Origin of the sequence: Pseudonocardia sp. Ae505_Ps2 (assembly GCF_001932425.1) — a bacterium.
GTDB lineage: Bacteria > Actinomycetota > Actinomycetes > Mycobacteriales > Pseudonocardiaceae > Pseudonocardia.
This window is the reverse complement of sequence record NZ_MCIP01000001.1, coordinates 3,069,437-3,091,553: the sequence shown is the minus strand read 5'-3', so window position 1 is coordinate 3,091,553 and position 22,117 is coordinate 3,069,437. Positions and strand designations below refer to the sequence as shown.

Genomic DNA, 22,117 nt, shown 5'->3' with positions numbered 1-22,117 from the left:
CGTTGCCCCCCCCCCCCCCCGAGGGCAGGTACCCGGCGACGCTCGCGATGTTGAGGACCCCTCCGTGGCCGCGGGCGGTCATCGCCGGGACCGCCGCGCGGGTGAGGCGCATCAGGGCCGTCACGTTGAGGTCGATCTCGCCGGCGAGCACCTCGACCGGCGCCTCGGCGAACACCGCGTCGGTCTCGACGCCCGCGTTGTTGACCAGCACGTCGACCGGCAGGTCCCGGTCGGTGATCCGGCGCTCGACGGCCGCCAGCCCCGCCGGGTCGGTGAGGTCGGCGGGCAGCGTCTCCACGATCGCGCCGGTGGCCCGGCCGACGGACTCGGCGACCTCGGCGAGGCGGGCGGCGTCGCGCGCCACGAGGACGACGGAGTACCCGCGCTCGGCGAGCTCGCGGGCGTAGACGGCGCCGAGCCCTCGGCTCGCTCCGGTCACCAGTGCAGTCGGCATGTCCGGGACGCTAGGACCCGGACGCTGTGGTGCCCCTGAGAAGGTCACGGCCCGCTGAGAGCCCGCTGAGACCCCTCCGGGACCACCGGGACCGGTGACCCCGGGCCCGCCGCGTCGTTCCACATCGCAACGCCATCTGGACTAACGTGCGCCCCCATCCGCAGCAACCGCGGGTACCGGTCGAGACGAGGAGGTCCCTGTGGCAGGCAAGTTCGAGGTGTACGAGGACCGGGGCGGAAAGTTCCGGTTCCGGCTCAAGGCGAGCAACGGACAGGTCGTCGCGGTCGGCGAGGCCTACGAGACGAAGGCGGCGGCGCACAAGGGCTGCGAGGCGGTGCAGCGCGCCGCGGACGGCGCCACCGTCGCCGAGGTCGACGCCTGACCGACCACCGACTCCCCGGAGACGACCGCACCCCTCGTCGGACGCGCCGCGCCCGACGAGGGGTGCGGTCCCCGCGTTGCCCCGCAGCGGCTCCGACGGGTTGTGGGGGCCGCGGCCCGGGGTTACGGTGATCGTCCGGCTCCGATACGTACCGTGTCCAGGGAGCCGATCCGAGATCCGTTCAACACGCAGCGGACCCCGCACTGCCATCGGCGATTGCGAGGGACCATGCACAGTCCCACACTTCCCACCCGGCCCGCGGAGCGCACCCGCGACGGCCGCCACGGCTACGACGACCTCATCCCCGACCTGCACCAGCTGGCGGCCACCCCGGACGGTGCACCCGGCCGGGCGGCGTTGCGCGACCACGTCATCACCGAGTTCCGTCCCCTGGTGCGCAACCTGTCCCGGCGCTTCGCCGCTCCCGGCCGGGGCGCCGAGGACATCGAGCAGGCCGGCATGCTCGGCCTGGTCAAGGCGGTCGAGGTACGACCCGGGGTCGGCGACCGGGGGCCCGCTGGGCTACCTGGTGCCGAGCATCCGCGGCGAGATGAAGCGTCACCTGCGCGACCACTCGTGGTCGGTGCGGGTACCGCGCGACCTCAAGGAGTTGGCCGTCGCGGTCGGCCGGATCGCCGACGAGATGGGCCAGCGCCTCGGGCGCCCGCCGCGGCCGTCGGAGATCGCCGAGCAGGCCGGCGTGTCGGTCGACGAGGTCGTCGACGCGCTCGGCGCGCTGGAGTCGCACCACGCCAGGTCCCTCGACGCCCCCGTCGGCGACGGCGACGGCCCCGGTCAGACCCTGCCGCTCGTCGAGCGGTTGGGCGGAGAGGACCCGGCGCTGGACCTGGCGGCCCACGGCCCGGGCATGCGGGCGGCGCTGGCCGAGCTGCCCGAGCGCGAGCGCCGCATCCTGGTGCTGCGCTTCTACGGCGACCGGACCCAGTCCCAGATCGCCGCCGACCTGGGCATCTCCCAGATGCACGTGTCCCGGCTGCTGTCCCGCACGCTGTCGCGGCTGCGCGAGCGGCTCACCGGCGACTGACCCGTGCGGGCCTCCCCGGCGGGGGCCTCCCCGCGACCTCCCGGTGTCAGCCGGGCAGGGTCTCACCACCGACCGGGGCGAGCACCTCCCCGGTGTAGTACGAGGACAGCCGCGGCGCGGCGAAGAACACGAAGGACGGGGCGATCTCGTCCGGGGACGCGGGCCGCCCCATCGGGGTCTGCTCCCCGAAGCCCTCGACCTTCTCCTCCGGCATGGTCGCCGGGATCAGCGGGGTCCACACCGGGCCGGGTGCGACGCAGTTGACCCGGATGCCGCGCGGGGTCAGCGACTGGGCGAGCGAGGACGTCAGCGACTGCACCGCGCCCTTGGTGGCGGAGTAGTCGATGAGGCTCTTGTTGCCGCGCAACCCGTTGATCGACCCGGTGTTGACGATCGCGCCGCCGTCGGGCAGGTGCGCGAGGGCCGCCTTGGTCACGCGGAAGTAGCTGTGGATGTTCACCTCGAAGGTGCGCAGCCAGGCATCGTCGTCGATGTCGGTGAGATCGTCGACGGGGTCCTGGGTGGCGATGTTGTTGACCACGGTGTCCAGGCGGCCGAGCTCGTCGACGGTGCGGCGCACGACCTCGGCGCAGTGCCCGGCGTCGCCGAGGTCACCGGGCAGGGTCAGGCAGCGGCGGCCCTCGTCGCGAACGAGCCGCGCGGTGTGCTCGGCGTCGGTGTCCTCGTCGAGATGGGCCAGGGCGACGTCGGCGCCCTCCTTGGCGAAGGCGACGCAGACGGCGCGCCCGATGCCGGAGTCGCCGCCGGTGACCAGTGCGACGGTGCCGGCGAGCAGGTCACGGCCCCGGTAGCCGCGCATCTCGTCGCGGGGCTCGGGGGTCATCGCCGCGGTGTCACCGGGCGGGGTCTGCTGCTGAGCGGGCGGGCTGTCGGGCACGGGGGCTCCTCACGGTCGTCCCGCGTCGATGCGACGGCGGGCGGGAGACCGACGGGCACGACCGAGGGGGTCGACGGCCGCGCCCGACGACCGGACCGCGGCTACCCGTGGCTCCGGCAGCGAAACGGTGCGCGTGTGCCGGACGGCGGGCGGGGTAGTCCGGTCCGCGTGCGGCCGGCACGGTCGCCACGACAAGGAGAGGAGACCCCGATGGACGCGCAGCGGGCACGGTCCCTGCTGACCGAGGAGCTGGACCGGCTGGAGGGCGGTACGGTCGCGACCGAGCGGCCGGCCCCGGGCCAGGACCGCGTCGGCGACGGTCTCGACTTCGGCGACGAGGGCGCTCGGGCCTACGAGACGATGGCCCACGACCTGGACGAGAACACCCGCCGCGCCCGCACACGGCGGGTGCGCGCGGCGCTGACCCGCCTCGACAAGGGCGAGTACGGCCGCTGCGACGTGTGCGGCGGACGGATCGACGACGAGCGGCTCGAGGTGCGCCCCGACACCGACCGCTGTCGCGAGCACCCCGAGGACGACGCGCAGATGCCCGGCCCGGTCGAGGGCTGACCCGGACCGACGCCGACGGGGCCGGCCCTCCCACCTGGGAGGACGGCCCCGTCCGTCGTACGTGGGGAGCTCAGGCGGTCGCACCCTCCGGGTGCACCGGGTGCCTGCCCTCGGCGAACTCCTCGACCAGCTTCGCGCAGAACGCGTCGAGGTCGTCGGGGTTGCGGCTGGTGACCAGCCCCTCGTCGGTCACGACCTGCTCGTCGACGACGGTCGCGCCGGCATTGCGCAGGTCGGTCCGGATGCTCGGGAACGAGGTGAGGGTGCGGCCCTTCACGACGTCGGCCTCGACCAGCGTCCACGGCCCGTGGCAGATCGCGCCGACCGGCTTGCCCGCCGTGAAGAACGCCTTCACGAACGCCACCGCGGTGGCGTCGGCCCGGAGGTTGTCCGGGTTCACGGTGCCGCCGGGCAGCACCAGGGCGTCGTAGTCGTCGGCGGACACGTCCGCGACGGCACGGTCGACGTCGAGCTTTTCGTCCGGGTTGATGTCGGCCGACATCGACTGGATCGGGTCCGTGGACAGCGAGACCACCTCGACCCGCGCGCCGGCCTTGCGCAGCTCGTCGCGGGGCTGGACCAGCTCGACCTTCTCGACGCCGTCCGTGGCCAGGATCGCGACGGTCCGGCCCTGCAGTTCGTTCGCCACCGTGGGTTCCTCCTCGGTCTCGTGCTCGTGCGGTGTCCCGTCCCGCCTTCCCGCTGTGGGCGCGGTCAATCGCGCACGAGGGACCGGCATCTGTCGCCGTCCTCCCCGCCGGGCTAAGCTGCCTGGGTAGCTCAGCGATACCCAGGGGGCGGGATGGACGCACGGACGGCGGCGGCGTCCCAGGTGTGCTCGGTGGCCCGCACCGCGGCGCTGCTGGCCGACCCCTGGACGGTGCTGCTGGTGCGCGACCTCGGCCGCGGGATCACCCGCTTCGACCAGCTGGCGCGCGGCCTGGGTGTCGCGCGCACCGTGCAGAGCCGGCGCCTGTCCGAGCTGGTCGACGACGGCGTCGTCGAACGGGTGGACTACCGCGAACCCGGGGCGCGGACCCGTGCCGAGTACCGCCTGACCCGGCGCGGCCGCGATCTGGGCGTCGTCCTGGCCGCACTCATGGACTTCGGTGACCGGCACCTCGCCGGCGACGCCGGACCTCCCGTGGTCCGCGTGCACACCGGCTGCGGCGCCCCGGTGCGCCTGGTGAGCGTGTGCGGTGCCGGACACCGTCTGGGCCGTACCGACGAGGTCCACCTCGAACCGGGGCCCGGAGCCCCCGACACCGACACCGACACCGACCAGGAGCCACGATGACCTCCGCAGCAGGGCCCGCCACCGGGCCGGCCGCCACGCGCCGCCGCGAGCACGAGTGGACCGACCCGATGGCGCTCGCCGCCGCCGCGTCCGGTCTGGACGGACTGGAGTACCTGCGCCGGATCGTCGACGGCCGTCTCCCCGGCGCGCCCGTCGCGAGTCTCGTCGGCTTCCGCGCCGTCTCCGCCGAGCACGGGCGCGTCGCGTTCGCCTTCGAACCCGGCGAGCACCAGTACAACCCGATCGGCTCGGTGCACGGCGGGGTGTACGCCACGCTGCTCGACTCCGCCTGCGGGTGCGCGGTGCACTCCACGCTCCCCGCCGGGACCGGCTACACCAGCCTGGACCTGTCGGTGCGCTTCCTGCGCCGGATCACCGTCGACACCGGCACCGTGACGTGCACCGGCCACGTCGTGCAGGCCGGGCGCCGCACCGCGCTGGCCCGGGCCGAGCTGACCGACGCCCGGGGGAGGCTGCTGGGCGAGGCCACGTCGAGCTGCCTGATCCTGCCCGGGGACTGAGCTGATCCCGCCCGCGGGACTGAGCTGCCCCCGCCCGGGGGGCCGAGCTGACCCTGCCCGGGGGCCGGGCTGATCGTGCCCGGGGGGCGAGCCCGGCTCAGCGCGGGACGATCGGGCCCTGGGTCGGCGCGACGCCGGAGCGTTCGGCGCGCTGCGCGGCCTCGACGCAGGTCGCGGCGCGGACCGCGCCCGCCGCGTCCGGGCCGGTGGCGTAGCGCGCGGGCCCGGGGAGCTCGGGGGTGAGGGCGCGCGCGTCGTCGGTGACGGCGGCGAAGCCCTGGCGCCCCCACACCCACACGGCGCGGTCCCCGGCGCCGCGCACCGTGCCGGTGATCGGCGCCGAGACGAACGTGAGGTCCCCGTCGGTCGCGGTGAACCGGGCCGCGCCGGGCACCGCACCGGCCGGGAGCGCACCGGAGAGGGCGTCGAGGAGGGTCCCCTGCGCGGGGGTGCACGAGCGCAGCGCGGCGGCCGGGTCGTCGACGGCGAGCCGGGCGAACTCGGTGGCCGGGTCGATCTCGCGGGACGCGCGCGCCTCCCCCGGTGCGACGAGCGTCCCGACACCGACGACGACGGCGGCCAGCACGCCGGCGCCCACCAGCAGGACGCCCGCGCACCAGGCGACGGTCCGCAGGACCATCGGCCGCGATCCGCTCATGACCACAATCTATCCGCGCACCGGGACATCGGCCCCGCGAAACATGATCGGTTACCGAGCGGTGACACCGGCCGGGTCGTTCACCGCCCCGATCGGGTCGGCGCAGTTCCCTTCCCCATTCGCGCGGGGTAATGCGCGGAATGCGACCACCGAACCATTCTGTGACGATCGGTGCACGTTCTCCTACCGAGCGTGGTCGGCGTGGTCGTGGTCGGCGTGGTCGTGGTCGGCGTGGTCGTGGTCGGCGTGGTCGTGGTCGTGCCCGGCCGGGCGGGCGGCGAGGTCGGCGGCCCGGGTGAGCACCTCCGCCCCGTCGAGACGGCCCGCGGCGACGAGCGCGTCCTCACAGGCGGCGAGCCAGCAACCGTAGTAGGGGGCGGCGGGATCGGCGGCGATCCGCGCGACCAGCCGGTCGCGGAACCCGTCCCAGGTGAACACCCCCGCCTCGGCGAGCGCGACGGCCAGCCCGAACGCGCGCCCCTCCCAGGGCGCGGCGAACACCAGCTCCCCGTTGCTGCGCGGCGGGGCCGCGGGACCCGTGGTGTCGAGCACCGGCCCGCTCACGACGGCCCGGCCACGTCGGCGACCCCGACCATCGCGTCCCGCCCGACCAGCCCGGCGAGCTGCTCGACGGTGAACCCGTCGGTGCCGGCGGGTCGGCGCGGCAGCACGAGGTAGCGGACCTCGGCCGAGGAGTCCCACACCTCGATCCGGCGCTCCGGGGGCACGTCGAGCCCCATCTCGGCGAGCACGGTGCGCGGCTCGCGCACGACCCGGGCCCGGTAGGCGGGGTCCTTGTACCAGCTCGGGGGCAGGCCGAGGACCGGCCACGGATAGCAGGAGCACAGCGTGCAGACCACGACGTGGTGCACCTGGTCGGTCTGCTCCAGCACCACCATGTGCTCGCCCTGCGGTCCGCTGAACCCGAGCGCGGCGATCGCCGCCGTGCCGTCGCGCAGCAGCCACTCCCGGTACTCCGGGTCGGTCCAGGCGCGGGCGACGACCGTCGCCCCGTTCAGGGGACCGACGTCGCGTTCGTAGGTGCGCACGACCCCGTCGACGACGGCCGGGTCCACCAGCCCCCGTTCGACCAGCAGCTCCTCCAGCGCCGCGGTGCGCAGCGCCGGACCGGGATCGTCGTCGGTCATCGTGGCTCCAGGTAGGACTCGAACAGGTCGGCGTGCACGATCACGTCCGGGTGCGCGCCGGGGCCCCACACGTCGGGGGCGGCGAAGGCCACGGTGTACACGTGCTCGGGGTGCTCCCCGGCGAACACCGCGTGGGTGTCGGGCAGCACGTGCGCGGGCCGGACCGCGGTCACGGCACCGGGCGCTCCGCGCAGATAGCGGGGCAGCTTGCACGGTCCCCGCCCGACCGGCCCCGCCGACGGCGCGGGCGGCGCGACGTCCGGGGGCTCCCGGCGGGCGCGGACCGGGTCGCCGGGGGCGAAGCGCGGCGCGGCGTCGACGGTGCGCAGCGACCCGGGCGCGGTGGGTGCGTAGTCGGGCTTCGCCAGGGGCGGGTCGGCCGGCTCGGGCACGTCCTCGCCGCGGGTGTGCCGGGCACGGGCCTCCACCGCGCCGGGAGCCAGCACGCCCGAGTCGACCAGCATCAGCTCGGCGGCATGCAGCCAGCGGCCGTAGTAACCGTCGTCGAGGTAGCGGGTGCGGTCCAACCGGGACAGCGCGTGCCGGAACGCGTCCAGGTTGCGTCCGGAGATCCGGCCCATGGTCAGCGCGGTCAGTGCAAACGCCCGCCCCTCCCATGCCCGGGCGAACGGCGGCTCGGGCTCGACGTCGCCCGGGGCGACGACCCGGCCCCAGCCCGTCGTCCCGCCCAGGTCGGCCGGGTCGTCAGGGTCGACGGACCCGTCCACTCAGGACCCCAGGGCCAGGACGTTGCAGACGTCGCCGCGGCCGCCGGTCGAGGTCAGGCCGCGCTGGGAGCGGATCCGCTCGGCGAGGAACGCCGCGTCGGCGCCCACCCCGGAGAACCGTCCGGACCCCCAGGTCCACTGCCAGGGCAGACCGAGGAAGAACAACCCGGGAACGCTCGTCACGCCGCGGCTGTGCACCGGCGAGCCGCGGCCGGTGAACACACCGAGGTCGACCCAGGAGAAGTCCTGCCGGAACCCGATGCACCAGACCACCGAGGTGATCCCGGTGTCGGCCAGCGCCAGCTCGGTGATCTCGCGCTCCGGGCGCCACACCGGGGTGTAGCGCTCCTCGACCGGGGCGTCGATCCCCTTGTCGGCGATCCAGCCGTCGATGGTGTCCTTGATGGACTCGCTGACCTCGTCGGCGTGGTCCAGGGAGGACTCCAGGTCGGGGGCGAAGGTGAGCCGCCCCGCGGCGTGGTCGGTGAGCGCGCCGTAGAGCTGCATGCCCTCGGTGGCGAAGCGGCGCAGGTCGATGTCGCGACCGCCGTCGCGGCCGGTCACGTAGTGGTTGGCCTGCGCGCGCACGGCCTCGCGACGCGGGTGCCGGGTGACCGGCATCCGGTAGTAGCCCATCTCGTCGAGCCAGTCGGTGACGTCGCGGCCCCGGTAGAAGCGGGCCACTCGCGGCGCGTGCCCGACGACGAGGTGCACCGTCCGTCCCTCCAGGTGCAGGTCCTCGGCGATCTGGGCGCCGGACTGCCCGGACCCGACCACCAGCACCTCCCCCGGCGGCAGCTGCCCGGGGTTGCGGTAGTCCTGGGACCCGATCTGCGTGATGCCGGCCGGCAGCGGCTCGGACAGCGGCGGGGTGAGCGGTGTGTGGTACCCGCCGGTGGCGACGACGACCTGGTCCGCGGTGCACCTCCCGGCGGAGGTCTCGACGACGAAGGTCCCCCGCTCGTCCTGGTGCACGCGTCTCACCTCGACGCCCTCGATCAGCGGCGGGTCGACGAACGCCCGGTAGGCCTCCAGGTAGTCGACGATCTCGCTGCGGACCATGAACCCGTGCGGGTCCGGCCCGGCGTAGGGGAAGTCCGGCAGGTCGCACTGCCAGTTCGGCGTGACCAGGCTGAACGTGTCCCAGCGGTGCCGCTTCCAGGACGAGGCGACGACGTCGCGTTCGAGGACGAGGTGGTCGATGCCGCGCACGTCCAGGCACCGGCTCATCGACAGACCCGCCTGCCCGCCGCCGACGACGACGACCGTCCGGTGCTCACCGTCCAGCTCGGCGGGCGGGGGACGCCGGTCCTCGCGTCGGATCATCGCGGTCATGGGGCCTCCTCGTGGGTGGTCGGGGAACGGACCCACCGTCGACCCGTCGCATTACCGAATCGTGTCGTTCGGACGACGGGAGTATTGCCCCGTGTTACGCAACACGACGGTCACACAGGGCCGATCCGGAATTGTTGTCGTAGTCCGCTCTCAACGTTCCGGCAACAGAACACTGGTGTCGTAGTGATCGCCGGAAACGGTGGGACCCGATCCCATCGCATTCTCCCTCTCCGGCGCTCCCACGCACACGTTTCCCGGCGTGGATCCGTCACACCACGAGGAGCATCCCCATGACCAGCGCCGAGCTGTCCGACGTCGAGAAGAAGAGCCTCGAGGAGATCCCGCACCCCTCGCTGCCCGAGGGTTCAAGCATCTACGGCGGGACGAAGGTCTTCCCCGACCTGCAGGCCGAGGACGGCGAGACCTACTTCACCCTGGTGCACGGCATCGCCCACGAGTCCTCGGTCAGCTTCGTGGCCGTGCTGCAGGCGACCCGTGCCCTGCGCAAGGGCTTCGAGTCGGCCATGTACTTCTACGGCCCCGGCTCGCTGAACTGCCTGGCCACCCGCGGCTTCCCGACCACCGGCACGTCCGCGTTCCCCGGCGAGCACAACATCAACGACCAGCTCAAGACCTTCATCGGCGAGGGCGGCAAGGTCTACTGCTGTCGCTTCGGGCTGTCGCTGCACGGTGCCCGCGAGGAGGACCTGATCGAGGGCGTCATCCCGACGCACCCGCTCGACGTCCAGGACGCCCTCATCTACTACGCCCGCAAGGGCGCGATCATCAACTCGACCTACCAGCTCTGAGGAGACGGCGGGACGCCGTCGCGTACCGGATCCCGCACCGAGATGCAGCACAGGGCGCCCCGTCGCCCGCCACGCCCGCCGTGGGCTGCGTCTCGGTGCGGCCGGGCGCACCGGTCGCCCCGCCGCACCCGGCCCGTCGCATCCGGCCCGTCGCACCCGGCCGTCGCATCCACGGAGGTCCGCCGCATGTCCGCACCGTCCCGTACCGAGCCCGGTCTGCGGGCCCGCGCCGAGCTCGCCGTCCGCGGCGTGGGGCTCGACCCCGACACCGACTCCGACACCGGTTCCGGCACCGGCGCTGACACCGGCACCCGGCCGGACCGACCCTCCGGCGTGACCGACCTCGGCTCGGTCATCCCGCTGCGCCGCCCCGGCGGGGCGGGACCGTCCGCGGACGGGCACGTGCTCGTCGACGGGCTGGCGACCACGGTCCCGATCGTCGCCGACTCCCCGTACCGGCTGCGGGACGGACGGCTGCTGCGCCGCGAGCCCGGCGGCGGCGTGACCGACATGGGCGTCGCCGTCGACACCGTCGCCCGGCCGGCGTTCTACGACCTCACCACCGCCGACGGCGTGTCCTACGAGAAGATCGCCCGCCTGCACGGCAACGACGTGCTCGCCTCGACGGTGGTGCAGACCTGCGTGCGCTACGGCGAGGCCGACCGCTGCCGGTTCTGCGCGATCGAGCAGTCCCTGGCCTCCGGCGCGACGACGGCGGTGAAGACCCCCGACCAGCTCGCCGAGGTCGCCGAGGCCGCGGTCCGCCTGGACGGGGTGCGTCAGATGGTGCTGACCACCGGCACCTCGAACGGCCGCGACCGCGGCGCCCGACACCTGCTGCGCTGCGTGCGCGCGATCCGCGAGCGCGTCCCCGCGCTGCCGATCCAGGTCCAGTGCGAGCCGCCCGCCCCCGACGACCTCGGCGTGGTCGCCGAGCTGGCCGCCGCGGGTGCCGACGCGATCGGCATCCACGTCGAGTCCCTCGACGACGACGTCCGCCGCCGCTGGATGCCCGGCAAGGCCACGGTTCCGCTGTCCCAGTACTGGGCGGCCTGGGACGAGGCCGTGCGGGTGTTCGGCCCGAACTCGGTGTCGACCTACCTGATCGTCGGTCTCGGTGAGGACCCCGACGAGCTCGTCGCCGGCGCGGCGGAGCTGGTCGCGGCCGGGGTGTACCCGTTCGTCGTCCCCTACCGGCCGCTGCCCGGCACCCTCGCGTTCGCCGACGGGGTGCCCGCACCCGCCCCGGACCTGCTCGCCGACGTCACCGAGCGGGTCGCCGCGGTGCTCCGCGCCGCCGGGATGCGCGGCGCCGACCAGGCCGCGGGCTGTGCGGCCTGCGGGGCGTGCAGCGCCCTGTCGGCGGCGGGGGGCTGAGCGTGAGCACCACCGACCCGCGCCCCCGCTTCGTGACCGGGAAACCCCGGCACCTGACCCCGGCACCGCGCTGGATCGCCGACGAGCTGCTCGGCGGCCGCCCGACCGGCGCGGGCGACCCGCCCGCGATCACGATCCGTGAGGCCCGCGCCGACGATGCGCGCGACCCCGGCGTCGCCGCGTACCGGGCGCTGCGCCGCGCGGTGTTCTGCGTCGAGCAGGGCCTGTTCCCCGACCGACCCACCGCCGACCTCGACGACCACGACGCCGACGGCCGCGTCGTCGTCCTGCTCGCCCACGACGCCGACGGGACCCTGCTCGGCGGGGTACGCCTCGGCCCGGCCAGGGCGGCCCACCCCGACATCGGGTGGTGGACCGGCAGCAGGCTGGTGGTGGCCCCCGCCGCACGCCGCCGCGCCGGTGTCGGGGTCGGCGCCGCGCTGGTCCGCGCCGCGTGCGCGCGCGCCGAGGCCGCGGGTGCCCTGCGCTTCGACGCCGACGTGCAGGCCGCGGGCGCGGTCCTGTTCGAGCGGCTCGGCTGGACCCGGGTGCGCGACAGCGTGGTCGCCGGGGCCCCGCACGTCACGATGCGGTGGCCGGTGACCCGCGTCCAGGATCTCGTCGTCGCCACCAAGGCCCCGTTGGGGGCGCTGGTCGGCGGGCTCGGCCCGGCCGGGTTCGTCGGCGACGACGGCGCCCCCGTCCCGGGCAGCGACCTGATCGCCTGCTGCGACGCGATCGTGCCCGCCATGGTCGAGCGCGACCCGGAATGGGCGGGCTGGGCCGGGGTGCTGGTCAACGTCAACGACCTCGCGGCGATGGGCGCCGCCCCCGTCGGACTGCTCGACGCCGTCGGCGCCCGGGACGCCTCCTTCGCCCACCGCGTGCTGAGCGGCGTGCGCGACGCGGCCGCCGCCTACGGCGTCCCGCTGCTCGGCGGGCACACCCAGCTCGACGTGCCCGCGTCGCTGTCGCTGACCGCGCTCGGGCGCACCGACCGGCCCGTCCCCGCCGGTGGCGGGCGAGCCGGGCACCGGGTGCGGCTCACCACCGACCTCGGCGGCGGCTGGCGACCCGGCTACGCCGGACGCCAGTGGGACTCGACCACCTCCCGCACCCGCGCTGAGCTCGCCGCGACCGTCGGCGCCATCGGCCCGGACGCACCGCACCGCCCGGCCGCCGCGAAGGACGTGTCGATGGCCGGGCTCGCCGGAACCCTCGGCATGCTCGCCGAGGCCTCCGGGGTCGGCGCCGTGCTCGACGTCGCCGCCGTCCCCCGCCCCGACGGTGCCACCGCGGGCGACTGGTTCACCTGCTTCCCCGGGTTCGGTCTGCTCACCGCGGACGACCCCGGCGCCCCCGCCCCCGACGCCGGTCCCGCGGTCTCCGCCGAGTGCGGCGAGCTCGTCCCCGGTGCCGGGGTCCGGCTGCGCTGGCCGGACGGCGAGGAGACCGAGGCCGTCGCCGCGGGCGTCACCGGCATGGGCCGCGCCGGCACCCCCGCCCCCCACCCTGAGGAGACCCGATGACGCCCACGACCTTCGGTGCCGCCGCGCAGGGCTTCGTCCGTGACCTCGACGAGGACTTCGACCGGATCGCCGCCACGATCGCCCGCGCCCGCGCGGCCGGGGTGCAGGTGCTCGCGCTGCCCGAGGCCGCGATGGGCGGCTACCTGTCGTCGCTGCACGACGTGCCCGGCACCCCGGCCGACCGGCCCCCGCAGCTGGACCCGGACGGACCGGAGATCCGGCGGCTTGCCGCGCTGGCCGGGGACATGGTCGTCGCGGCCGGGTACTGCGAGATCGGGGACGACGCGTCCGGCGGGCTGCCCTACAACTCCTGCGTCGCCGTCACCGGTGACGGGGTGCTCGGCCGGCACCGCAAGGTGCACCAGCCGATCAACGAGAACTCCAGCTACGCCGCCGGTGACCGGTTCGCCGCGTTCGACACGCCGTACGGCCGCACCGGCATGATGATCTGCTACGACAAGGCGTTCCCCGAGGCGGCCCGCGCGCTGGCCGACGACGGCGCCCGGACCGTGCTGTGCCTGTCGGCGTGGCCGGCGTCGCGGACCAACCGGGCCCCGGTGCTCGCCGACGACCGGTGGGCCCGCCGCTTCGACCTGCACGACCGCTCCCGGGCGCTGGAGAACCAGATCGTCTGGGTCTCGGCGAACCAGGCCGGTACCTTCGGCGACATGCAGCTGGTGGCGAGCGCGAAGATCGTCGACCCGGGAGGCGAGGTGCTGGCGACGACCGGCAGCGAGGCCGGTCTGGCCGTCGCGACCGTCGACGTCGACCAGTCCGTGGACGCCGCCCGCCGCGTGATGGGGCACCTGCGTGACCGCCGTCCGGCGGCCTACGGACCGGGTCCGGTCCGCGCGGGGGTGTGAGGTGCGTGTCGCCGCGGCGGCCGCGAACTTCACCCGGGACGTCGCGTTCGACCTGGAGCGGATCGGCGTGATCGTCGCGCACGCCCGGGAGCAGGGCGTGAGCGTGCTGGTGCTGCCCGACGGCGCGCTCGGCGGCTACGTGCACGACCTGCGCAGCCCCGACCCGGCCGACGACGCGGTGCTGCCGCCCGAGCTCGACCCGGACGGCCCCGAGGTGCGCGCGGTCGCCGCGCTCGCCAGGGAGATGGTGGTGTGCGTCGGGTTCTGCGAGGCCGGACCCGAGCCGGGGGTCCGCTGGAACTCCGCGGTCTGCCTGACCGGCGACGGCGTGCTCGGCAGGCACCGGAAGGTGCACCAGCCCGCGGGTGTGGCCGGGCTGTTCGCCGCCGGGGACGGGTTCACCGCGTTCGACACCCCCGCCGGCCGGATGGGGATGCTCATCGACCACGACAAGACCTTCCCCGAGTCGGCCCGCTCCCTGGCGCTCGACGGCGCGCAGCTGCTGGCCTGCCTGTCGGCCTGGCCGACCTCGCTGACCAACCGGGCTCCCCGGATGGCGCAGGACCGCCAGGCCCGGCTGTTCGACCTGTACGACCAGTCCCGCGCCGCGGAGAACCAGGTGCTGCTGCTCTCGGCGAACCAGAGCGGGCGCAACGGCTCGCTGCACTTCCTGGGCCGGGCGAAGGTCGTCGGGCCGGGCGGGGACATCCTGGCCCGCACCTGGTCCAAGGGCGGGCTCGCCGTCGCCGACGTCGAACCCGCCGAGATGATCGGCTCCGCCCGCGCGGTGCTGCACCACCTCAAGGAACGCCGACCCGACCTCTACCGGGGCTGAGCGGTGCGGATCCGGCTGTCCACCTACTCCACCAAGCCGCGCGGCGGGGTCGTGCACACCCTCGCGCTGGCCGAGGCGCTCGCCGCCGCCGGGCACGACGTCGCGGTGTTCTCACTGGCCCGAGGCGGGGACGCCGGCTTCTTCCGGGCCGTCGACCCCCGCGTCGCGGTGCACCTGGTCGAGGTGCCCGAGATCGACGGCGAGACCGTCGGCGCCCGCATCCTCCGCTCGATCGACCTCCTGGCCGCCGGGTTGGCCGAGGCCCCGCCCGTCGACGTGCGGCACGCCCAGGACTGCCTGTCCGCCAACGCCGAGGGTCGCGCGCACGGCTACGGCTCGCTGCTGCGCACCGTGCACCACCTCGACGAGTTCAGCACCCCCGAGCTGGCCGCCTGCCACGAACGCGCCCTGGTCGGACCGGCGGCGCTGGTGTGCGTCTCCCGGGCCGTCGCCGCCGAGGTGCGCGCCGGCTGGGGCCGGGAGGCGACCGTGATCGGCAACGGCGTCGACGCCGCCCGCTTCGCCCGGGCCGCCGACACCGGCGCCGGCTCGCCGTGGCGGGACCGGTTCGGTCGCTACGTGCTCTCGGTCGGCGGGATCGAGCCGCGCAAGGGCACCGCTGACCTGGTGGAGGCGATGGCGCTGCTCGGCCCGGGGGCCCGCCTGGTGATCGGCGGCGGCGAGACGCTGTTCGACTACCGCGACTACCGGTCCCGGGTGCTCGCCCGGGCCGAGGAGCTGGGCGTCGTCCCGGAGATCCTCGGCCCCGTCGACGACGACGCGCTCCCCGGTCTCATGGCCGGCGCGGCGGCGTTCGCGTTCCCGTCGGCCAAGGAGGGCTTCGGCCTGGCCGCGATGGAGGCACTCGCCGCCGGGGTCCCGCTGGTGACCCGGGACCTGCCGGTGCTGCGCGAGGTCTTCGGCGACGCGGCACGGTTCGCCCACGACCCGGCCGGTTTCGCCGCGGCGCTCGCCGACGCGCTGGCCGCCCCCGACCCGCGGCGCGCGGCCGCCGGGCGGGCACTGGCCGCCGCACACACCTGGTCGGCGGCGGCCGAGCGGCATGCGGACCTCTACCGCGCCCGTCTCGCCACCGTGGGGTGACGGCGGACACACCGACTGCGCTAGCCTGGGGCGACGACACGACGTCGACGTCCGGGGGGTACGCCGATGCCTGCTCACGAGGCACCCGCTGCGGCCACCGTCGTGCCCCTGTGCCGCGCCGCCCGCCACGGCGACGCCGCCGGGGCCCGCTGCCCGCACTGCGCCCGCCCCACCCGCGACGACCGCGACGCCGTCGTGCTGCCGCTGCCCCGCCTGCGCGGCCACGAGGTGCTCGCCGGCGAGCTCTGACCACCGGTCGCACATCGGTCGCGCACCGCTCCGCCCCCCGCGGTGGTGACCCGCCTGTACCCGCGCCGATCGCCCTGTACCTGCGCTGGTCCGCCGCCGCGCGGGCATCCTCGTTCGCGCGGTGATCCCTTGTTCGCGCCGTGATGCGCCGGGCGCGCGGTGATCCGCCGTGCGCACGGTGATCCGCTGCACGCACGGTGATCCGCTGCACGCGCGTGCCCGGATGCGCGCACCGAGCGGATCAGCGCGCGCACCGGGGATCACCGGTACCGGTGCCCGTCCACAATCGTGGGATTGCTCCACAGGAGGCGAACCCGTCCCGGTGTGGTGGCCGGATCCGGGCAGGGTCGGGACCGTGGACGAACCGCTGCTGCGCCGCGACCTGCTGAGACTCAGGACGACCGAGGCCGAGATCCGCACCGCCCTGCGCACCGGTCGCTGGACCGGTCTGCGTCCGGGCGTGTACCTGGAGACCGGCGACGAGCGTCTGCGGTTCGCCTCCACACGGCACGCGACCCTGGTGGAGGCGACGTTCCCCACCCTCGCCCCCGGGGCCGTGGTCAGCGGTCCCTCCGCCGCCGTGCGGCACGGCCTGCCGGTCTGGGGCGTCCCCCTGACCACGGTGCACGTCACCCGGGACCGCCCGTCCGGCGGGCGCGGCGGGCCGCGGCTGCGCGTGCACGCCTCACCCCTGGCCGACGGCGAGGTCGTCGACGTCGACGGCATCCCGACGACGTCGGTGGCCCGCACCGTCGTCGACGTGGCCCGCACCGCGCCGTTCGAGACCGCCGTGGCCGTCGCCGACGCGGCACTGCACCGGCATCTGGTCACGCCCGACCGTCTGCGCGACGCGGTGCTCGCCGCCTGCGGACGCCACGGGATCGGCCGGGCCCGGGCCGTCGTCGCGTTCGCCGACGCCCGCGCGGACGGGCCGGGCGAGTCGCGCAGCCGCGTCCGGATGGCGCGCCTGCACGTGGCGACCCCCGTACTGCAGCACCCCGTGCTCGACGACCGCGGTCACCGGATCGGCGTCGTCGACTTCTGGTGGCCGGACCACGGGGTGATCGGGGAGTTCGACGGCCTGGGCAAGTACGGGCGGTCGGTGCGTCCGGGAGAGGGCGCGGCGGACGCCGTCGTCCGGGAGAAGCGACGCGAGGACGCCCTGCGGGCCCGCCCCGAGGTGCGCACGGTCGTGCGCTGGACCTGGGACGACCTGGACGACTTCGCCGCCGTCGCGCACCGTCTCCCCCGCGCAGCATGATCCGCACCCCGCGCGGTGATCCGCTGTCCGCGCGTGCCCGGACGCGCGCGCGGAGCGGATCACCGCGCGGCGGTCGGATCACCGCGCGGCCGGCGGATCGACGCAGCGGCGGCAGGTCCGCGCAGCGGCGGCAGATCGATGCGAAGCCGGCAGATCCTCGCGACGCCGGCAGATCGGTGCGCCGGCAGGTCGGCGCTGCGGCGGATCAGCGCAGCGGATCAGCGCGGCGGATCAGCGCCGCGGACCGGCCTCGGGACCCCGGTCAGTCGGGCGGGCGCAGGACCGTCGACCCGAGTACGCGGCAGGCGAGCAGCGCCACCTCGACGTCGAGCCGGTCGTCGCCGAGGGGCCGGCCCCGCACCTCCTCGGCGCGGCGCAGCCGGTACTGCACGGTGTTCTTGTGCAGGTGCAGCTCGCCCGCCGCGGCGGCGAGGCTGCCGCCGCCGCGCAGGTAGGCCGCGAGGGTGTCGCGGAGCCGGGCGTGCTGCTCGTCGTCGATCGCGAGGTCGCCGAGGATCTCGGCGACCCGGTCGGCGAGCAGGTCGGTGCCCGCGTCGAGCAGCAGCAGCGGACCGAGGTCGTCGGCGGTGGTGACCGGCAGTCGGGCGGCGGGAACGGCGGCGGTGACGACCTCCTGCACCCGGCGGGCCCGGCGGTGCGCGCCGCGGAACCCGTCGAGGCCGCGGCCGGGTCCGCCGAGCGCGACCCACACCGGGCCGGGCGGCAGGGTGACCGGGCCACCCCCGCCCTGGTACCAGGCCCAGGAGGTGACCGCGTCCGGGGCGACGACCAGCGGGGCCCGCGAGCAGCCCAGGGCGACGCCGAGGTCGGCGACGGCGCGTTCCAGGGCCCGGCCGGGATCGGGGGCGTCCGGGTCGACCCAGAGCACCGCGGCCGCGTGCTCCCCCGCGACCGGGTGACCGAGCGCCGCCTCGACCTCGGTGACGGTCCCGCCGCGCCCGGCGAGCACGGCGTCGACCATCGCGAGCCGGGCGGCGTCGCGGCGGCGGACCCAGCCGTCGCGTTCGGCCTGGTGGACCGCGACCATCTCCTCGGAGACCCGGTCGACGTAGCCGAAGGCGACCGCCGTGAGCGCGCCGACGGCGTCGCCGACCTCGGCGGTCCCCAGCCCGGACCCGGCGATGCGGCCGATGAGCTCCTGCTGGAACACCGACTGCCCCAGCCGGTAGGCCCGCAGGACGACCGTGACCGGAACCCCCTGCTGGGCGAGGCGGCGGGCGATCTCCCCGGCGACCGGGGGCAGCGGCACCTCGTCCGGCGCCCGGCCGGTCAGCACGGCCAGCGCCCCCTCCAGCGACCCCTGCACGGTGGCGACCAGCAGCTCGCGCACGCGGGGGTCGCGGCCGAGCTCGGGCAACCCGGCGTCGATCTCGGCGAGCACCCGGGCGCCGAGCGCCTCGACGTCGTCGCGGACCTCGGTCGCGAGGCGGGCGAGCAGGTCGGTCACCGTCGACACGGGACCGACCGTAGCGCGACGCCCGCCCGGCTCCGGGGATCCGGTGCGGGGCGGGCGTCGCGCGGAGGTGCTCAGCTCTCCAGGGCCAGCGCGCGGGCGGGGCAGGCGCGGACGGCGGCGTCCACGTGCGACCGCTCGGACTCGGGCGGGTGCTCGTCGCGGACGACGACCACGTCGTCCTCCCCCACCTCGAACCAGCCGTCGGCCATCGCCTCACACATCCCGATGCCCTGGCAGGCGTCGAGGTCGGCGACGATGCGCATCAGACCTCCTCGGTGGTGAGCGCGACGAAGTCGACCTTCTCGCGGACCCCGCAGTCCGGGCAGCACCAGTCGTCGGGGATCTGCGACCACGGGGTGCCCGCCGGGAAGCCCTCGGCCTCGTTGCCCACGGCGACCTCGTAGGTGTAGCCGCAGCCGGGGCAGCGGGCGGCGGTGACGGCGTCGCTCTGGGCCCGCCGGGTGACGTCGGCCGCGGTCTCCGCGGCCGGGGCCGGGTCGGCGGGCGGCGGGTACGCGGCGAGCAGCTTCTCGCGCTTGCCGGGCTGCAGGTTGGCGTAACGCAGGTCGCCGTCGTAGTGGGCCACCACCAGCGGGTCCATCAGCCGGCGGAACACCGGCGGGACGGTCGCGGCCAGCATCATCCCGGTGTAGCCGGTCGGCAGGACCGGGGCCTCCGGGAAGTCGCGCAGCGTCTGGAACCGGCGGACCGGGTTCGCGTGGTGGTCGGAGTGGCGCTGCAGGTGGTAGAGCAGCACGTTGGTGGCGATGTTGTTGGAGTTCCAGGAGTGCTCGGGCAGCACGCGCTCGTAGCGGCGGCGGTCCGGCGGGCCGACCTTCTGGCGCAGCATCCCGTAGTGCTCCATGTAGTTCACCAGCTCGAGCAGGGTGAACCCGAAGACGGCCTGGATCAGCAGGTAGGGCAGCACGCCCCAGCCGAACAGCGCGATGATCGCGCCCCAGAGCACCACCGACATCAGCCAGGCGTTCAGCACGTCGTTGCCGATCCGGAACGGGTGCCGGTCGCGGCGGGCGTAGCGCTTGCGCTCCAGGCGCCAGGCGCTGGTCAGCGAGCCCAGCACGGTGCGCGGCCAGAAGCGGTAGAAGCTCTCGCCCATCCGGGCCGAGGCCGGGTCCTCCGGGGTGGAGACGCGCACGTGGTGGCCACGGTTGTGCTCGACGTAGAAGTGGCCGTAGAAGCTCGGGGCGAGCGCGATCTTCGCGGCCCAGCGCTCGACGTCCTCGCGCTTGTGGCCCAGCTCGTGGGCGGTGTTGATCGCGACGCCGGCGACGGTGCCGAGCGTGATCGCGAGGCCGATGTTGCCGACCACCGGGGCGCCCGCGGTGGCGATGTACCACATTCCCGCGAACAGGCCCGCGTACTGCAGCGGGAGGTAGGCGTAGGTGACCCAGCGGTAGTAGCGGTCCTCCTCCAGCTCCTCCATGATCTCGTCCGGCGGGTTCGTCGGGTCCTTGCCCGCGAACAGGTCGATCACCGGGACGATCACGAGGACGACGATCGGGCCCAGCCACAGCGCCACCGACCAGCCGGTGGCCAGGTGCAGCCCGATCGCGAGGAACGGGAGCACCGGCACCAGCAGGCCGAGCAGCCAGGCGTAGCGCTTGCCGTCCTGCCAGGTGTGTTCACCGTTCACCGGTTCGGACAGTGCATAGGTCCGCATCGGGTTCCTCCTCGCGTCGGCTCTGACGGAACGTCGCGAGCAGACGTTAGGGAGATCGGTCCGCGATTCCTCGGTCGTCGGGACCGAAGATCGGCGCCCCGTTCGGTCCCGCGGACCGAACGGGGCCCTGTTCAGCGGTCCCAGCGGAACAGCTGGACCGCGCCCACCGCACCGACCAACACCGCGACGACCAGCCCGACGACGGCGCCGGTGTCCGGCGGGACCCCGCGCCACGCCGTGCCGAGCAGCTCCGACGTCGCGCCGTAGGGCAGGGTCCGGCCGATCTCGGCGAGCGGGCCGGGCAGCGTCCGCGGGTCGCCGAACATGCCGCCCAGGAGCCCCGTGGCGAAGAACAGCAGCACCCCGCCCGCGACGGCCGCGTTCGCCGTCGGCGCCAGCGCCGCGACCAGCGCCCCCACCGCGAAGAACGCCGCCGTGCCCAGGACGAGCCCGCCCAGCGCCGCCCACGGCGCGGCGGGCATCCGCGCGCCGAACACCGGCACCGCGACCGCCAGCGCGACGCCGACACCGGCCGCGACCTGCCCGACCCCGACGACCGCCTGCGCGACCAGCACCGGGGCCGGGCCCGCGGGGGTGACCCCGAGCCGGCGCAGGACCCCGCCGCGGCGGTAGGACGCGACGAAGCTCGGCACGTTCACCATGCCGACCAGTGCGAGCACCGTGGCGACCGCGATCGGGAGCCCGACGACCTCCACCACCGAACGGCCACCGAGCACGTCGGGGGGCAGCTCCGGCACCGTCGCGCCGACCATCACCAGGATCAGCAGCGGCAGTACCAGCGGGACCACCAGTCCCGCGGTGTCCCGGGCGACCATTCTGGACTCCGCGGCGACGAGTGCCCGCCACCCGGCGAGCGGCAGCCCGGACCGGACCGGGGCGCTCACGCCGCCACCTCCCCCGCCGTCGCCGGGCGGTCGGCGCGGACCCGGTGCCCGGTCAGCGCCAGGAACGCCTCGTCGAGGCCGGGGCGCTCGGCACGCAGCCCGGTGGCGACGACACCCTGCCGGACGAGCTCCGCGCCGACCGGGCCGAGCAGCTCGCCCTCGCCGGTCACGGTGACGTCGTGCCCGACCCGGCAGACCTCCGCGACGCCGGGCAGGGCGAGCAGCGCGGCCCGGTCGAAGGCGGCGTCGGTCCGGAACCGGACGCGGTCCGCGAGCCCGGCCGCCGCGACGAGCCCGGCCGGGGCGGCGTCGGCGACGACCCGGCCGGCGTCGAGCAGCAGGACCCGGTCGCAGAGCCGCTCGACCTCGTCCATCCGGTGGCTGACCAGCAGCACCGCGACCCCGTCGGCGGTGAGGTCGCGCACCAGGTCGAGCACGGTCTCCCGGGAGGCCGGGTCCAGACCGGTGGTCAGCTCGTCGAGGATCACCACCCGGGGTGCCCCGACCAGCGCGAGCGCCACCGACAGGCGCTGGGCCTGGCCGCCGGAGAGCCGGTCGAACCGGGTCCCGGCCTGCGCGGACAGCCCGACCGCCTCGAGCAGCTCCACCGGGTCGCGCCCGGTGCGGTGCAGGGACCGGTGCAGGTGCACCAGCTCGGCGGCGGTGAGCATGTCGTGCAGGGCGGCCTCCTGCAGCTGCACCCCCAGGACCGCGCGGACGGCGCGTCGGTCCCGGCGCGGGTCCAGCCCGAGCACCCGTACCGTGCCGGAGTCGGGGGCGCGCAGCCCCGCGACGCACTCGACGGTCGTCGTCTTGCCGGCCCCGTTGGGTCCGAGCAGCCCGACGACCGACCCCGCGGGCACCGACAGGTCGACCCCGTCGGCGGCCACCGTCTCGCCGTAGCGCTTGTGCAGCCGGTGCACCTCGATCGCATCCATGCCGGTCACAGTGGCGGCCGGACCGGGGCCGGGGTCAGTGCCGGACGTCGTGA

26 protein-coding genes are annotated in these 22,117 nt (G+C 75.4%); 13 read left to right on the top strand and 13 right to left on the bottom strand.

Features of this window, described 5'->3' with window-relative positions; translation table 11 throughout:
* A partial coding sequence (locus tag Ae505Ps2_RS33415) for an SDR family NAD(P)-dependent oxidoreductase (RefSeq protein ID WP_249265274.1) occupies window positions 1–454 on the bottom strand: 454 nt, incomplete at its 3' end.
* Between the two features lie 199 nt (window positions 455–653).
* Between Ae505Ps2_RS33415 and Ae505Ps2_RS14825 the strand changes: the two genes are divergently transcribed.
* Window positions 654–836, top strand: coding sequence for a DUF1508 domain-containing protein (locus Ae505Ps2_RS14825; protein WP_075307450.1), 183 nt, complete (start codon window positions 654–656; stop codon window positions 834–836).
* Between the two features lie 127 nt (window positions 837–963).
* The gene (locus Ae505Ps2_RS14820; protein ID WP_349289826.1) at window positions 964–1,881 is read left to right on the top strand and encodes a sigma-70 family RNA polymerase sigma factor; all 918 of its coding nucleotides are present in this window, start codon (window positions 964–966) and stop codon (window positions 1,879–1,881) included.
* A 46-nt stretch (window positions 1,882–1,927) separates the two neighbouring features.
* On the opposite strand, the gene Ae505Ps2_RS14815 is transcribed toward Ae505Ps2_RS14820, so the two are convergent.
* Entirely contained in the window at window positions 1,928–2,725 is a 798-nt protein-coding gene (locus tag Ae505Ps2_RS14815; protein WP_075312080.1) for an SDR family oxidoreductase, read from the bottom strand.
* Window positions 2,726–2,989: 264 nt separating this feature from the next.
* Between Ae505Ps2_RS14815 and Ae505Ps2_RS14810 the strand changes: the two genes are divergently transcribed.
* A complete protein-coding gene (locus Ae505Ps2_RS14810; protein ID WP_020622523.1) occupies window positions 2,990–3,349 on the top strand; it encodes a TraR/DksA C4-type zinc finger protein in 360 nt (119 codons plus the stop codon).
* Window positions 3,350–3,419: 70 nt separating this feature from the next.
* On the opposite strand, the gene Ae505Ps2_RS14805 is transcribed toward Ae505Ps2_RS14810, so the two are convergent.
* Window positions 3,420–3,998, bottom strand: a complete 579-nt coding sequence (locus tag Ae505Ps2_RS14805; RefSeq protein ID WP_020622524.1) for a type 1 glutamine amidotransferase domain-containing protein — start codon at window positions 3,996–3,998, stop codon at window positions 3,420–3,422.
* Between the two features lie 153 nt (window positions 3,999–4,151).
* Between Ae505Ps2_RS14805 and Ae505Ps2_RS14800 the strand changes: the two genes are divergently transcribed.
* Entirely contained in the window at window positions 4,152–4,646 is a 495-nt protein-coding gene (locus Ae505Ps2_RS14800; RefSeq protein WP_075553711.1) for a helix-turn-helix domain-containing protein, read from the top strand.
* On the top strand, window positions 4,643–5,167 hold the full coding sequence (locus Ae505Ps2_RS14795; RefSeq protein ID WP_075307454.1) for a PaaI family thioesterase: 525 nt from the start codon (window positions 4,643–4,645) through the stop codon (window positions 5,165–5,167). Before Ae505Ps2_RS14800 ends, Ae505Ps2_RS14795 begins: the two co-directional genes overlap by 4 nt.
* A 97-nt stretch (window positions 5,168–5,264) precedes the next feature.
* Here Ae505Ps2_RS14795 and Ae505Ps2_RS14790 read toward each other — a convergent pair whose 3' ends face one another.
* From Ae505Ps2_RS14790 to Ae505Ps2_RS14770, 5 genes are all read right to left on the bottom strand, one after another.
* The gene (locus Ae505Ps2_RS14790; protein ID WP_139318771.1) at window positions 5,265–5,825 is read right to left on the bottom strand and encodes a hypothetical protein; all 561 of its coding nucleotides are present in this window, start codon (window positions 5,823–5,825) and stop codon (window positions 5,265–5,267) included.
* Between the two features lie 183 nt (window positions 5,826–6,008).
* Window positions 6,009–6,389 carry a nitrile hydratase accessory protein gene (locus tag Ae505Ps2_RS14785; RefSeq protein ID WP_075553710.1) on the bottom strand — a complete coding sequence of 127 codons (381 nt, stop codon included), beginning with the start codon at window positions 6,387–6,389 and terminating at the stop codon, window positions 6,009–6,011.
* Complete coding sequence (nthA, locus tag Ae505Ps2_RS14780; RefSeq protein WP_075307460.1) at window positions 6,386–6,973, bottom strand: nitrile hydratase subunit alpha; 588 nt, start codon at window positions 6,971–6,973, stop codon at window positions 6,386–6,388. Before nthA ends, Ae505Ps2_RS14785 begins: the two co-directional genes overlap by 4 nt.
* Complete coding sequence (locus tag Ae505Ps2_RS14775; protein WP_075307462.1) at window positions 6,970–7,701, bottom strand: SH3-like domain-containing protein; 732 nt, start codon at window positions 7,699–7,701, stop codon at window positions 6,970–6,972. Before Ae505Ps2_RS14775 ends, nthA begins: the two co-directional genes overlap by 4 nt.
* Window positions 7,702–9,036: an MSMEG_0569 family flavin-dependent oxidoreductase gene (locus Ae505Ps2_RS14770; protein ID WP_170917041.1), complete on the bottom strand. Its 1,335-nt coding sequence runs from the start codon at window positions 9,034–9,036 to the stop codon at window positions 7,702–7,704. It lies immediately after the preceding gene.
* Window positions 9,037–9,326: 290 nt separating this feature from the next.
* Between Ae505Ps2_RS14770 and Ae505Ps2_RS14765 the strand changes: the two genes are divergently transcribed.
* The 8 genes from Ae505Ps2_RS14765 (at window position 9,327) to Ae505Ps2_RS14735 (ending at window position 17,063) form a co-directional block, all read left to right on the top strand.
* Window positions 9,327–9,845 carry an MSMEG_0572/Sll0783 family nitrogen starvation response protein gene (locus tag Ae505Ps2_RS14765; protein ID WP_020623507.1) on the top strand — a complete coding sequence of 173 codons (519 nt, stop codon included), beginning with the start codon at window positions 9,327–9,329 and terminating at the stop codon, window positions 9,843–9,845.
* Between the two features lie 186 nt (window positions 9,846–10,031).
* Window positions 10,032–11,222 carry an MSMEG_0568 family radical SAM protein gene (locus Ae505Ps2_RS14760; RefSeq protein WP_083695735.1) on the top strand — a complete coding sequence of 397 codons (1,191 nt, stop codon included), beginning with the start codon at window positions 10,032–10,034 and terminating at the stop codon, window positions 11,220–11,222.
* Between the two features lie 2 nt (window positions 11,223–11,224).
* The gene (locus Ae505Ps2_RS14755) at window positions 11,225–12,751 is read left to right on the top strand and encodes an MSMEG_0567/sll0787 family protein (RefSeq protein WP_233147608.1); all 1,527 of its coding nucleotides are present in this window, start codon (window positions 11,225–11,227) and stop codon (window positions 12,749–12,751) included.
* On the top strand, window positions 12,748–13,614 hold the full coding sequence (locus tag Ae505Ps2_RS14750; protein WP_020623658.1) for a carbon-nitrogen hydrolase family protein: 867 nt from the start codon (window positions 12,748–12,750) through the stop codon (window positions 13,612–13,614). Before Ae505Ps2_RS14755 ends, Ae505Ps2_RS14750 begins: the two co-directional genes overlap by 4 nt.
* Before the next feature lies 1 nt (window position 13,615).
* Window positions 13,616–14,449 carry a carbon-nitrogen hydrolase family protein gene (locus Ae505Ps2_RS14745; RefSeq protein ID WP_075312088.1) on the top strand — a complete coding sequence of 278 codons (834 nt, stop codon included), beginning with the start codon at window positions 13,616–13,618 and terminating at the stop codon, window positions 14,447–14,449.
* A 3-nt stretch (window positions 14,450–14,452) separates the two neighbouring features.
* Window positions 14,453–15,553, top strand: coding sequence for an MSMEG_0565 family glycosyltransferase (locus tag Ae505Ps2_RS14740; RefSeq protein WP_075307464.1), 1,101 nt, complete (start codon window positions 14,453–14,455; stop codon window positions 15,551–15,553).
* A gap of 66 nt (window positions 15,554–15,619) precedes the next feature.
* Window positions 15,620–15,802, top strand: a complete 183-nt coding sequence (locus tag Ae505Ps2_RS31220; RefSeq protein WP_139318772.1) for a hypothetical protein — start codon at window positions 15,620–15,622, stop codon at window positions 15,800–15,802.
* Between the two features lie 355 nt (window positions 15,803–16,157).
* Window positions 16,158–17,063, top strand: coding sequence for a hypothetical protein (locus Ae505Ps2_RS14735; protein WP_075554241.1), 906 nt, complete (start codon window positions 16,158–16,160; stop codon window positions 17,061–17,063).
* A gap of 262 nt (window positions 17,064–17,325) precedes the next feature.
* Here Ae505Ps2_RS14735 and Ae505Ps2_RS14730 read toward each other — a convergent pair whose 3' ends face one another.
* From Ae505Ps2_RS14730 to Ae505Ps2_RS14710, 5 genes are all read right to left on the bottom strand, one after another.
* Entirely contained in the window at window positions 17,326–18,540 is a 1,215-nt protein-coding gene (locus tag Ae505Ps2_RS14730; RefSeq protein WP_075307466.1) for a helix-turn-helix domain-containing protein, read from the bottom strand.
* 71 nt (window positions 18,541–18,611) lie between these two features.
* Window positions 18,612–18,803, bottom strand: a complete 192-nt coding sequence (locus tag Ae505Ps2_RS14725; protein WP_020622593.1) for a ferredoxin — start codon at window positions 18,801–18,803, stop codon at window positions 18,612–18,614.
* Window positions 18,803–20,221, bottom strand: a complete 1,419-nt coding sequence (locus Ae505Ps2_RS14720) for a fatty acid desaturase (RefSeq protein ID WP_075307468.1) — start codon at window positions 20,219–20,221, stop codon at window positions 18,803–18,805. The genes Ae505Ps2_RS14725 and Ae505Ps2_RS14720 overlap by 1 nt, the downstream gene beginning before the upstream one ends.
* Window positions 20,222–20,352: 131 nt before the next feature.
* Window positions 20,353–21,126, bottom strand: a complete 774-nt coding sequence (locus Ae505Ps2_RS14715; protein ID WP_075307470.1) for an ABC transporter permease — start codon at window positions 21,124–21,126, stop codon at window positions 20,353–20,355.
* Window positions 21,123–22,064, bottom strand: coding sequence for an ABC transporter ATP-binding protein (locus Ae505Ps2_RS14710; protein WP_043277435.1), 942 nt, complete (start codon window positions 22,062–22,064; stop codon window positions 21,123–21,125). The genes Ae505Ps2_RS14715 and Ae505Ps2_RS14710 overlap by 4 nt, the downstream gene beginning before the upstream one ends.
* Between the last annotated feature and the right edge of the window lie 53 nt (window positions 22,065–22,117).

Bases quoted from the DNA above. Each gene is read 5' to 3' on its own strand.
- Ae505Ps2_RS14815 (WP_075312080.1), bottom strand. From the start codon at position 2,725: ATGACCCCCGAGCCCCGCGACGAGATGCGCGGCTACCGGGGCCGTGAC.
- Ae505Ps2_RS14810 (WP_020622523.1), top strand. From the start codon at position 2,990: ATGGACGCGCAGCGGGCACGGTCCCTGCTGACCGAGGAGCTGGACCGG.
- Ae505Ps2_RS14800 (WP_075553711.1), top strand. From the start codon at position 4,152: ATGGACGCACGGACGGCGGCGGCGTCCCAGGTGTGCTCGGTGGCCCGC.
- Ae505Ps2_RS14795 (WP_075307454.1), top strand. From the start codon at position 4,643: ATGACCTCCGCAGCAGGGCCCGCCACCGGGCCGGCCGCCACGCGCCGC.
- Ae505Ps2_RS14790 (WP_139318771.1), bottom strand. From the start codon at position 5,825: ATGAGCGGATCGCGGCCGATGGTCCTGCGGACCGTCGCCTGGTGCGCG.
- nthA (WP_075307460.1), bottom strand. From the start codon at position 6,973: ATGACCGACGACGATCCCGGTCCGGCGCTGCGCACCGCGGCGCTGGAG.
- Ae505Ps2_RS14770 (WP_170917041.1), bottom strand. From the start codon at position 9,036: ATGACCGCGATGATCCGACGCGAGGACCGGCGTCCCCCGCCCGCCGAG.
- Ae505Ps2_RS14765 (WP_020623507.1), top strand. From the start codon at position 9,327: ATGACCAGCGCCGAGCTGTCCGACGTCGAGAAGAAGAGCCTCGAGGAG.
- Ae505Ps2_RS14760 (WP_083695735.1), top strand. From the start codon at position 10,032: ATGTCCGCACCGTCCCGTACCGAGCCCGGTCTGCGGGCCCGCGCCGAG.
- Ae505Ps2_RS14750 (WP_020623658.1), top strand. From the start codon at position 12,748: ATGACGCCCACGACCTTCGGTGCCGCCGCGCAGGGCTTCGTCCGTGAC.
- Ae505Ps2_RS31220 (WP_139318772.1), top strand. From the start codon at position 15,620: ATGCCTGCTCACGAGGCACCCGCTGCGGCCACCGTCGTGCCCCTGTGC.
- Ae505Ps2_RS14725 (WP_020622593.1), bottom strand. From the start codon at position 18,803: ATGCGCATCGTCGCCGACCTCGACGCCTGCCAGGGCATCGGGATGTGT.
- Ae505Ps2_RS14720 (WP_075307468.1), bottom strand. From the start codon at position 20,221: ATGCGGACCTATGCACTGTCCGAACCGGTGAACGGTGAACACACCTGG.
- Ae505Ps2_RS14710 (WP_043277435.1), bottom strand. From the start codon at position 22,064: ATGGATGCGATCGAGGTGCACCGGCTGCACAAGCGCTACGGCGAGACG.